Genomic DNA, 11,910 nt, shown 5'->3' with positions numbered 1-11,910 from the left:
TTATAGTAAGTTGATGAAATAAGTATAAAGAGTAATTGTTTATAGAAGGAAATATCGATTTTTTATGACAGTTATAACTTTATGTTAGAGGTGTGTACGATGGATTTGGAGGCAGTACGATCGTTTCTTGAAGTAAAGAATACGCGAAGTTTATCAAAGGCGAGTAAGCTTTTACATATTTCTCAACCGGCGCTTAGTAAACAAATTCAAAGGTTAGAAGCGGGCTTAGAGGTTACTTTACTGAAGCGTTCCGCACAAGGAGTGGAGTTAACAGAAGCTGGAGAGTTATTTATAACAAGAATGTTACCGATTTTGGAACACATATATGAAGTGAAAGCCGAAATGAAGAATTTTCAAGAGAAGCGGAAAATTTCTATAGGCATATTGCCAAGTTTAGCAGCTCATTACATATCAAAATGTAAAGATGTATTAGGTGACGGATTCGAAGTAGAATGGAAAATTGAGCATACGAAAGTACTAATGGGACTCTTTAAAGAACGGAAGATTGAAGCGATGTTCGTCGATTCAGTAGTAGAAGATGCTACGTGTATAAAAGAAATGCGAGTAGAAAAAATTGTTTGTGTCGTTTCAAATGATCATCTTTATAAAGAGAAAACAGTGATCCGAATGGAAGATTTGCAAAATGAAAAGTTAATCGTATACCCAGAAATCTGTGATGTAAGGAAAATGATTACGAATATGTTTCAGGGGATAGGTGCGAAACCAATCATTGCATTTGAAACTTCTTATGCAGAACCGATGCTTGCGATGGTCGGAGCTGGACTTGGTACTACGTTACTTCCAGAAATGTCAGTAAAGCAAGCGGTAAAGCAAGGGAATGTGCATGCGATTTCTATTGAACCACCACTTGCACGCAAAATTTATTTCGTATCCCATATGGAAGAGAACCCGTTATTGCAATCATTTGATGATGGAAGCTAATCCAAACAGAAGATTGAGAAAGATTACAATTGCATTGAAAGAAACATGAAATTTTAAAAAAAACTAGGTCAAAAACAAGCCATTACATGGTATGATTAGTACATTGTTAGTTGTTAAATATAGGGGGATTCCCTTTTTATACATAATGCCTTCCATTTCATAAACGGAACGGACAAAAAAAGAGATATAACTAGGAGGCTTTTTTGCATGGATTCTATCCTGACGATCGTTATCATTGTAGTAAGCTCTATTCTAGTGCTGCTCATGATAGAGCTTGTGATAAGAAATCGTTCATATAAAGATATTGAAGCACTGGAGCAGTGGAAACAAGAGATAAAAGATAAACCTGTGGCAGATGAACTAAAACGGGTGAAAGATTTAAACATGACGGGTCAAACAGAAGAACTGTTTGGTAAATGGCGTGAAGAATGGGATGAGATTGTATCAACAACCCTTCCGAAAGCAGACAAAGATTTAGCGCAAGCGCGAAAATTCGCCTCGCAATTCTCCTTCCGAAAAGCAAAGCATGCGATGAATGAATCCATAAGTGGTTTAGATGACGCTGATAATCGTATTACAGATATTTTAAATGAATTACAGCAATTGTTAGAAAGCCATGAAAAAAATAGCTCGGAAATTGAAGAGTTACGTGATACATATCGTAGTATGAAGAAGAGTGTTCTTGCTCATAGACATATGTATGGAGCAGCAGAGCAGAAAATCGAAGAGATGCTAGATGCTGAATCTAATAAGTTTAAAAGCTTTGAAGAGGCAACAGATAATGGTGACTATTTAAAAGCGAGAGAAATTGTTATTAGTTTAGAAGAAGGTTTGGCAAGCTTAGAAATCATTATTCATCAAATTCCGGATTTATTGGTAGAGTGTCAAGCGACGTTACCAGTTCAGCTGGAAGATTTATTACAAGGACATAATGATATGGTAAGACAAGGTTATGTATTAGAGTATTTGGAAGTCCCTAAAGAAGTTCGTGATATGACGACACAACTACACACATGTTTAATGGATATACAGGAGCTTCATATAACAGAAGCCGCTGAAAAAGTAGAAAACTTAAAAACGCGTTTAGATGGCTTCTATGATCAACTGGAACAAGAAGTACATGCGAGACATTATGTGGAGCAAAAAACACTTTCTGTTTATGAAGACTTAGAAGAAATTCGTACTGAAACGATTGAAACAAAAGCAGAAACACAACTTGTGAAACAAAGTTATCAGCTACAAGATAAGGACATTGAGTCTCAAAAAGTAATTGAAAAGCAAATGCATATTTTAACGAAACGTTTTGAAATGCTGCGATTACGAGTTGCGGAACAAGATATAGCCTTCTCTATTATTCGTGAGGAACTAGAAGAGGTTTATGAGCAATGTGAAACGTTAAAAGTACTTCATGCAGAATATAAAGAAATGCTGCAAACGATGCGTAAAGAAGAATTTGAAGCACGTGAGAAGTTACAAGAAATGCGAAATATCATTTTTGAAACGAAACGTTTTATGCAAAAGTCGAATTTGCCAGGTCTTCCAGAAAGCATTATGGAAGATTTACAAAGAGGACAAATGGCAATGCAAGCTGTATATGAACAGTTAGAAGTGAAACCGTTAAATATGAATGCTGTAAATAGCAGTTTAGAAGAAGCGTACACAACTGTTAATGGTGTAGCTGAAATGACAGAAGAGTTAATTGGACAAGCGTATTTAGTTGAAAAATTAATTCAATACGGTAATCGTTACCGCAGTCATGATGAGAACCTTGCAGAGAGCTTAAATTATGCGGAGAAATTATTCCGTGAATATCAATACGATGCAGCTTTAGAACAAGCGGCTTCTGTACTAGAGCAACTTGAACCTGGCGTTGTTCAAAAAATAGCTGAATATGTAGACAATGAACAAACCCTTTCATAAGGGTTTGTTTTTTTGTGTAATTTTGGGGACGATGTTGCTATAATGAATAGCGGAATACAGTAAGGTTATTCGTTTTAAAATATAGTGAAACTGTAGTCAGTAGGGTCATCCTCGCTAATTATCGGCCTTCACAATCGGGATAAAATGGAACCTTTGAGTAGTCTTAGCGTAATTACACGTATTTGTGATATGATTATATGATGTGATAGCGCTGAAAGGGGAAGAACGATGATCTATTTTGATAATAGTGCGACGACGAAGCCATATCCAGAAGCCCTTCAATCGTACGTAACGGTTGCTGGAAAATATTTTGGAAACCCTTCTTCTATTCATTCGCTTGGAGGAGAGGCAGAGCGTCTATTAACACAATCAAGAACGATTGCAGCGCAGCTTCTTCACGTTAAACCTTCTGAGATTATTTTCACATCAGGTGGAACGGAAGGGAATAACCTTGCGATTAAAGGAATAGCGATGAGGAATCGTTCGCGCGGTAAACATATTATTACAACAAATATTGAACACGCGTCTGTGTTTGAAGCATATAAACAATTAGAAGATCTCGGTTTTGATGTAACATATTTACCGGTTAATGAGCATGGTGTTGTATCGGTAGAGGATGTAAAACGAGCACTTCGTGAAGATACGATTCTTGTGTCAATTATTCACGTGAACAACGAGACTGGAGCAATTCAGCCTGTTGCTGAAATTGGAACGTTATTATCGAACTATCCGAAAATAAGATTCCATGTGGACCATGTACAAGGGATAGGAAAAGTACCGCTTGATTTATATGCTTCTCATATTGATCTTTGCTCAATATCTGGACATAAATTCCACAGTGTAAAAGGAACGGGTCTTCTTTATGTACGTGATGGCGTAAGATTAGATCCAATTTTATCAGGTGGTCAACAAGAGCTTAAGTATCGCTCTGGTACAGAAAACTTACCTGGCATTGTAGCGATGGTGAAAGCACTTCGCATGACAATGGAACAAGTGAAAGAAAAGATAGCTCATTTGCAAAATTTACAAACAGTGCTTGTCCGTTTCTTGAAAGAGATGGAAGATGTAACGATTAATACGTCGCTTGCATATGCAGCACCGCACATTTTAAATGTGTCATTTGTTGGTTTAAAACCAGAAGTGGTCGTTCATGCTTTAGAAGAGCACGGTGTATATGTATCGACGAAGTCTGCTTGTTCTTCAAAAGCAAATGAAGTGAGCAGAGTGTTAGTGTCAATGGGAGTACCCCATGCCGCTGCTGCAAGTGCTATTCGTATTAGTTTGGCACCAGAAAACACGATGGAAGAAGTAAAACAATTTGAAGGTATTGTGAAAGAGACGATGCCAAAATTATATGAAGTGATGAGGTAAAGGAATATGATGACATATGAATATATTTTAGTTCGTTATGGAGAGATGACGACTAAAGGTAAGAACCGCTCTAAATTTGTAAGCACATTGAAAGATAACGTAAAGTTCAAGCTGAAAAAGTTCCCAAATATTAAAATCGATGCAACGCATGACCGTATGTACATTCAATTAAATGGCGAAGACCATGAAGCAATTTCTGAAAGATTGAAAGATGTATTCGGTATTCATAAGTTTAACTTAGCGATGAAAGTACCATCAGAATTAGAAGATATTAAAAAGGGTGCATTAGCAGCTTTCTTACAAGTAAAAGATGATGTGAAAACTTTTAAAATTACAGTGCACCGTTCTGATAAGCGCTTCCCAATGAAGACGATGGAGTTACTTCCAGAAATCGGTGGACACATTTTAGAAAATACAGAGGATATCACAGTAGATGTTCATAATCCAGATGTGAATGTACGTATAGAAATTCGCAGTGGTTACAGCTATATTATGTGTGGTGAGCATATGGGAGCTGGTGGTTTACCAGTTGGTGTTGGCGGAAAAGTAATGGTACTTCTTTCTGGTGGTATCGATAGCCCAGTAGCAACGTACTTAACGATGAAACGCGGCGTGTCTGTGGAAGCAGTTCATTTCCATAGCCCACCTTTCACAAGCGAGCGTGCAAAACAAAAAGTAATCGATTTAGCACAAGAGTTAACGAAGTACTGTAAACGTGTAACGCTTCACCTTGTTCCATTTACAGAAGTGCAAAAAACGATTAATAAAGAAATTCCATCTAGCTATTCAATGACAGTTATGCGCCGTATGATGATGCGTATTACAGAGCGTATCGCAGAGGAGCGTAATGCACTTGCAATTACGACTGGTGAAAGTCTTGGACAAGTAGCAAGCCAAACGTTAGATAGTATGCATACAATCAACGAGGTAACAAACTATCCGGTTATTCGTCCACTTATTACGATGGATAAATTAGAAATTATTAAAATCGCTGAAGAAATCGGCACATATGATATTTCAATTCGTCCGTACGAAGATTGCTGTACAGTATTCACACCAGCAAGCCCATCGACGAAGCCAAAGCGTGAAAAAGCGAATCGTTTTGAAGCGAAATACGATTTCACACCATTAATCGATGAAGCTGTAGCGAACAAAGAAACAATGGTATTACAAACGGTAGAAGTAGTGGCGGAAGAAGACAAATTCGAAGAACTTTTCTAAAACCATAAATTACCATATCTAAAACGTGTATGAAGTCATGTTATTTATCACACTCTATACTCACAAGGAGGTGATATAACATGTCACGTAGCACAAATAAATTAGCGGTTCCTGGTGCTGAATCAGCATTAGACCAAATGAAATACGAAATCGCTCAAGAGTTTGGTGTTCAACTTGGAGCAGATGCAACAGCTCGCGCTAACGGTTCTGTTGGTGGTGAAATCACTAAACGTCTAGTTTCACTAGCTGAGCAACAATTAGGTGGTTACCAAAAATAATCCCATATAAGATGGCTTAGAAAGAGCGGGTTTTCCCGCTCTTTCTTTTTGTTGTTTGCATCGGTATACATTCATTTCGACATAGACATAAAAAATTTGTCAAAAGAAGAGGGTTCAAAATTAACTGAAAATTCTTTATTATATAAGGGAGGCATAGAAATGGAGGAGGATATTGTATGAAGAGAGAGGAATTGTTGGCGCCACCGTCTTATAATTTAGTTTCTGAAATAGAGAAATATACAGGTGATAAAGATAAGCTTGCTTTAATTTGGCAAGATGATAAAGGGAATAGACGAGAAGTTACATACGCTGAGCTTATGAAAGGTGCGAATAAAATTGGAAACGCTTTTATAAAAAGTGGTCTGCAAAAAGGGGACAAGCTCCTCATTATGATGCCGCGCTTAATTGAAGCGTACATGACGTATATCGCTGCGATTAAAGCAGGATTTGTCGTAATTCCGAGTTCGGAAATGTTGCGCAAAAAGGATATAGAATATCGCATTGGGCACGGGGAAGTAAAAGCAATCGTAAGTTATGAGCCGTACATTGGGCAGTTTGATGATATAGAAGCGATGGAATCTCTTCAAAAATTCGTTCTGAGCGAGCAGTCAGTAGATGGATGGATTAATTTAAAAACAGCGTTAGAAACAGAAAGTGACATGTTAGAAATGGCGAAGACTGATAAAGAAGATATGGTCTTTTTATCTTACACGTCAGGAACGACAGGAAACCCAAAAGGTGTTGTTCATACGCATGCGTGGGCATACGCTCATTTGCGCACGAGCGCTCCAAATTGGCTCGGAATTGAAGAGGATGATGTTGTATGGGCGACGGCTAGTCCAGGTTGGCAAAAGTGGATTTGGAGCCCGTTTTTAGCAACTCTCGGATCAGGAGCGACAGGATTTGTATACAACGGTAAATTTGAACCAAAAACGTATTTAAACTTATTAGGTGATAATAAGGTGAATGTGCTTTGTTGTACACCGACTGAGTATAGATTAATGGCAAAAGTAGAAGACTTAGGTGAGTACAATTTAGAAGCGTTACATAGCGCTGTATCCGCAGGTGAGCCATTAAATAGAGAAGTCATTGAAACGTTCCAAAAGCACTTTAATATTACAGTAAGAGACGGCTACGGGCAAACGGAAAATACATTGCTTGTTGGTGTAATGAAAGGGATGGATATTAGACCGGGATCAATGGGAAAACCAACGCCAGGCAACCACGTTGATATTGTAGATGAAGAAGGTATTCCGGTACAGGTAGGAGAAGTTGGTGATATCGCAGTTCACATTGAAACGCCAGCCCTCTTTAAACAATATTATAAAGACGATGAGCGCACAGCGATGCAATTCCGCGGTGATTATTATATTACCGGTGATAAAGCGAAGAAAGATGAAGACGGCTATTTCTGGTTTGAAGGGCGCGGTGATGATATTATTATTAGCTCTGGTTATACAATTGGGCCGTTTGAAGTAGAAGATGCGCTCGTAAAACACCCTTACGTAAGAGAGTGTGCGGTTGTCGCAAGCCCTGATGAAATTCGCGGAAGTGTCGTGAAGGCATTTATCGTATTAAGAGAGAATATAGACAAGAATGAAGAAACATTAATTCCAGTACTCCAACAACACGTTAAAGAACTCACTGCACCATATAAATACCCTCGCAAAATTGAATTTGTAGATGAACTACCGAAAACGATTTCCGGAAAAATTCGCCGTATTGAACTTAGAAAACAAGAGATGGAGATTCCGTCAAAATAATTTTGAAAACAGTGAAGGAAATAGTTGAATGAAATGCCAAACAATGATAATATAAAAACGAACACAAGTTCGATTTTTATAAACTAAAAAAAGAGGTGTCCGTATGATTTTAGGTATTAATCCGTACTTAGTTTTAGATGGTAGTGGGCAAGAGGCTGTACAGTTTTATAAAGAGGCGTTAGACGCAAAAGTAGAAGTCATGCAAACTTTTGGTGATATGCCTGAAAATCCAGAATACCCGATTCCAGCTGAAGCAAAAGAGCGCGTTTTACATGCTACTTTAAAAGTTGGTAATACGGACCTTATGATTTCTGATACATTCCCAGGTCAAGGGCATGCAATCGGATCTCAAGTAACAATTGCAATTCAAATTAGTAATGCAGAAAAAGCGAAAGAAGTATTCGAAAAGTTACAAGAGGGTGGAGAAGTTATTATGCCACTTCAAGAAACGTTTTGGAGCCCAGCATACGGACAACTAAAAGATAAATTTAGCATTGAATGGCAAATTACAACGAACCCTACTGAACAAAAGTAATTTTTAGAAAAGCACCATTTTTAATCGAAATGGTGCTTTTTTTATACGCTCTAATTTCGTAGACTAAAGGGAAAAGGGGGATGAGCATATGGGAGAAATTTGGTATGGCGGCACCATTTACACGATGCGAGAAGAGAATGAAAAAGTAGGAGCTATTTATGTTGAAAAGGGCATGATTGTTGATGCTGGGAGTAAGGAAGAGCTAGAAAGTCGATATTCAGACGTGAAGTTGTATGACTTAAAAGGCAAAACGATGATCCCAGGTCTCGTTGATAGTCATATGCATCTTATTGGGCACGGGGAGAGGTTACTCCGTCTAGACTTATCAAATTGTACATCTTATAGCGAAGTGTTGACTCTTGTTCAGAAGCGAGTAGAAGAAGCGCCAAAAGGTTCTTGGGTTATTGGAGAAGGCTGGAATGAAAATAATTTTACAGATACAAAACAAGTTCATGTACGTGATTTAGATGAAATCTCTAAAGAACACCCCATTTTATTAAAGCGCGTTTGTCGCCACGTTACATGGGTGAATTCATACATATTGCAAGAAGCGAACATAACAGAGACGACGCAAGACCCGAAAGGAGGAAAAGTCGGCCGGGACGCATTGAATAATTTAACAGGGCTTTTATATGAACAAGGACAAGAACTAATAAAACATGTTCAGCCTGAAATTGATGAAGCCTACTTACAAAGAGCTCTGCAAACAGCGATTAAAGATTGCTGGCAATACGGACTCGTCGGTGGGCATACGGAAGATTTAAATTATTACGGTGGTTTTAGAAAAACGCATAATGCGTTTTCTCATGTTATAAAAGAAATGCCCTTTAAAGCGCATTTGCTCGTTCACCATGAAGTGGCACATGAGCGAAAAGAATATGAAAATGAGCATTATATTGAATTTGGAGCGATGAAAATTTTTTCTGATGGCTCTTTTGGCGGAAGAACAGCTTTATTAAGTGAACCGTATGAAGATGCGCAGGAAACAAATGGAGTTGCAATCTTCTCACGTGAAGAGCTTGCGGAGTTAGTGAAAAAAGCACGGGATTTACATATGCCAGTTGCGATTCATACAATAGGTGATTTATCGCTTGAATATGTCATTGATGCACTTGAATTATATCCACCAGCAGAAGGTTTTCGCGATCGTATTATTCATTGTCAGTTAGCTCGTGAAGAATTGATTGAGAGAATGCAACACTTGCCGGCTATTATCGATATTCAGCCCGTCTTTGTGTCATCGGACTTCCCATCAGTCATTGAAAAACTAGGCGAGCATCGTCTTCGATATGCATATGCTTGGAAGACGTTACTAGAAGCGGGATTACACTGCAACGGTGGGTCTGACGCGCCAATTGAACAAGTGAATCCGTTTTTAGGCATATATAGTGCTGTTACACGTAGAAGTTTTATTGACGGCGTATGCTATATGCCAGAGGAAAGATTAACGGTATATGAAGCTATCTCTTTATTTACAACAGGAAGTGCCTATGCAATCGGAAAAGAAGCGAAGCGAGGGAAAATCGCAAAGGGATATGAAGCGGACTTTACGATAGTAGATCGAAATATATTTGAGGTAGAGGCAGAAGAAATAAAAGAAGTACAAGCAGAAATGACGGTAATTGATGGGAAGATTGTGTATAGGAAAGACGTGTGAAAATATATCGAATTACCGATAAAAAATGACAAGAATAGTGGTCGGTAGCGAGAGAAATAAATAACCGCCGAATTATGGGATCCCATAATTCGGCGGTTATTTTAATGCTATAAAAATGTTCTTTGTACTTTTTCCCAGAAGGAATTGTTTTTTAATTTAACTGTTTTAATTTGTTTATCGCTTAAGCGTACAACAGCTTTTTCCACTTGTTTAATGCTAAGCGCTTCATTATCCATACCGATAACTGGATAATCGTTACCGTCTGGTCGTAGTTTTAAAGTTAGTGTACGCTCGTGATTTAAAATGAATGGTGAACCGAGCGTACGGTATGTGTTGTTATTTAAAGATGCTAATTCGCTTACTTGGAAGCATGGGATAAGCGGATCAACAACCGCACCATGTAATGATTTATTGTAAGCTGTACTTCCTGTTGGGGTAGAAACAACTAAACCGTCCCCTCTAAATGTTTCGAAATATAGATCATCAACGTGAACATCTACAACGAATGTTTTAATAATGCTAGAGCGTAATGAGAACTCATTTAAACAATGGAAAGATGTACCGTGATCTACATCTACCTGAATTGTTGGATATTTTCGCACTTCAATTTCATTTTTTGTAATTTCTTGAAGGGCTGTATCGACGTGATCAATATGGAAATCGCAGTAGAAAGAAGTTTCATCTTTCGTAGAAATCCCTGCGTATAAACAATCTTCTCTAAAACCAGTTTGACGAACGGCTTGTAAGAAAGTTGCATCATCTCCAACACTGACGATAGCGTTTGCATTTTTTGAATGATCTAATATGGTAAAACCATTCTCTTCTAAAATACGATAGATTGGTTTCATTTTTTCAACGAGCGTTGCTTTGTCATCACCATAAAAGAAAAATAAATTGCGACGATCTGCCATTATGTATCCCTCCACTGCAGTTAAATTTTCTGTTCTTCGTGCTACATATCATCCAAATATGTTCCCCGACGATATGTTCAAATAATATATTTCGATATAAAATGTCAAAATCCCTTTTTATTTTTAGAAAAATTTTTATATTCAATTTTAAAGGATTCTGTTTAATGATGAATAAACTTGTCGATAATGGGTACGGAGTGAAAGGATGATACGTATGAAGTGGCTCGTGATTGGAATAATAATTCTTCTCCTTTTTATTTTGCTTATACTATTGTCGAAAATAAAGCTTAAAGTGACATTTTTATATTCAGAAATGGAAAAGCAATGTTTGTTTCAAGTGAAAATATGGATGATTCGATATACGTTTGACGTATTGGAAAGAATTGAAAAACAGCAGAAAAAGACAGGAGAGAAAATCGAAAAAGCTGAAGAAGAAGGCGGAATTGATAATAAAATTATGGCACAACTTGATAGTATAGGGGAACTGATAAAAAAGCTGCAAGAAGTTCATACTATCGTTAAAGATTTTCTCAAACGAGTAAAAATCAATGGTTGGAAATGGCACACCCAAATTGGAGCAGGTGATGCAGCTAGTACTGGAATTGTCACTGGATATGCATGGGGGACAAAAGGAATGGCTGCTGGAGTTGTAGGACAATATATGCATATTGTTGACGTACCAGAATTTGAAATCACCCCTGTTTTTCAAGGGAAAGGATTTGCATCAAGATGTGAGTTAACAGCATCTTTTCGTATATTTCGTGCTATAAAAACGGGTATCAAATTACTCACGTTTATGAGAAGACAAAGATCTGGTACGAATGAAAAATCAGTTCAAGCATAGGGGGGATATAAAGTGGACCATCCAATTCAAGGTTTAATGACAACCGCAATGCAGCATTTAAAACAAATGACTGATGTAAATACAATTGTTGGTGATCCGATTAAAGCGGCAGATGGAAGTGTAATTCTTACCGTTTCAAAAGTTAGTTTCGGATTCGCTGCTGGTGGAAGTGAATTTGGTAAAGTAGAACATTCAGGCCGTCATCCATTTGGCGGGGGAAGTGGTGGAGGAGTTTCTATTAATCCTGTTGCTTTTCTTGTAATAAATGGAGAAGGTGTAAAAGTGTTGCATTTAGATAAGCAAACACACGTCATCGATAAAATAATTGAATTAGCACCACAAGCTGTTGATAAAGTGAAAGAAATGATGGATAAACGAAAAGAAGACGATCCTGAATTTCAAATTTAACGAATAAAGAAGCTAATCAATGGATTAGCTTCTTTAATTTTTTTGTAAATAAAGCGATTT

Annotated in this window: 11 protein-coding genes; 10 read left to right on the top strand and 1 reads right to left on the bottom strand. The window is 37.6% G+C overall.

What is annotated here, in order from left to right; translation table 11 throughout:
* The first annotated feature begins 99 nt into the window (after positions 1-99).
* The 8 genes from ACU8YW_RS23135 to ACU8YW_RS23100 all read left to right on the top strand — a co-directional run bounded on the left by ACU8YW_RS23135 (position 100) and on the right by ACU8YW_RS23100 (position 9,687).
* Entirely contained in the window at positions 100-942 is an 843-nt protein-coding gene (locus tag ACU8YW_RS23135) for a LysR family transcriptional regulator (RefSeq protein WP_446894006.1), read from the top strand.
* Between the two features lie 207 nt (positions 943-1,149).
* Entirely contained in the window at positions 1,150-2,862 is a 1,713-nt protein-coding gene (ezrA, locus tag ACU8YW_RS23130) for a septation ring formation regulator EzrA (RefSeq protein ID WP_060486568.1), read from the top strand.
* A gap of 228 nt (positions 2,863-3,090) precedes the next feature.
* Positions 3,091-4,233: a cysteine desulfurase family protein gene (locus ACU8YW_RS23125; protein ID WP_426934094.1), complete on the top strand. Its 1,143-nt coding sequence runs from the start codon at positions 3,091-3,093 to the stop codon at positions 4,231-4,233.
* A 6-nt stretch (positions 4,234-4,239) separates the two neighbouring features.
* On the top strand, positions 4,240-5,454 hold the full coding sequence (gene thiI / locus ACU8YW_RS23120; RefSeq protein ID WP_060486566.1) for a tRNA uracil 4-sulfurtransferase ThiI: 1,215 nt from the start codon (positions 4,240-4,242) through the stop codon (positions 5,452-5,454).
* Between the two features lie 80 nt (positions 5,455-5,534).
* Positions 5,535-5,732, top strand: coding sequence for an alpha/beta-type small acid-soluble spore protein (locus ACU8YW_RS23115; protein WP_000091640.1), 198 nt, complete (start codon positions 5,535-5,537; stop codon positions 5,730-5,732).
* 176 nt (positions 5,733-5,908) lie between these two features.
* Positions 5,909-7,495, top strand: coding sequence for an acyl-CoA synthetase MbcS (gene mbcS / locus ACU8YW_RS23110; RefSeq protein WP_098133577.1), 1,587 nt, complete (start codon positions 5,909-5,911; stop codon positions 7,493-7,495).
* Between the two features lie 103 nt (positions 7,496-7,598).
* Positions 7,599-8,030, top strand: coding sequence for a VOC family protein (locus ACU8YW_RS23105; RefSeq protein WP_088048009.1), 432 nt, complete (start codon positions 7,599-7,601; stop codon positions 8,028-8,030).
* Positions 8,031-8,118: 88 nt separating this feature from the next.
* Positions 8,119-9,687 (top strand): amidohydrolase, encoded by a 1,569-nt coding sequence (locus tag ACU8YW_RS23100; protein WP_426934093.1) that lies wholly within the window; start codon positions 8,119-8,121, stop codon positions 9,685-9,687.
* A gap of 107 nt (positions 9,688-9,794) precedes the next feature.
* Here the strand turns inward: ACU8YW_RS23100 and ACU8YW_RS23095 are convergent, their stop codons facing one another.
* The gene (locus ACU8YW_RS23095; RefSeq protein ID WP_048544426.1) at positions 9,795-10,598 is read right to left on the bottom strand and encodes an NAD kinase; all 804 of its coding nucleotides are present in this window, start codon (positions 10,596-10,598) and stop codon (positions 9,795-9,797) included.
* Between the two features lie 205 nt (positions 10,599-10,803).
* Between ACU8YW_RS23095 and ACU8YW_RS23090 the strand changes: the two genes are divergently transcribed.
* Entirely contained in the window at positions 10,804-11,442 is a 639-nt protein-coding gene (locus ACU8YW_RS23090; RefSeq protein ID WP_088064566.1) for a DUF2953 domain-containing protein, read from the top strand.
* Positions 11,443-11,454: 12 nt separating this feature from the next.
* Positions 11,455-11,850, top strand: coding sequence for a GerW family sporulation protein (ytfJ, locus tag ACU8YW_RS23085; RefSeq protein WP_000350005.1), 396 nt, complete (start codon positions 11,455-11,457; stop codon positions 11,848-11,850).
* The last annotated feature ends 60 nt before the right edge of the window (positions 11,851-11,910 follow it).

It is taken from the genome of Bacillus pretiosus, assembly GCF_052947655.1.
The sequence above is the reverse complement of the archived record's forward strand: the minus strand, read 5'-3'. Positions and strand labels throughout refer to the sequence as shown.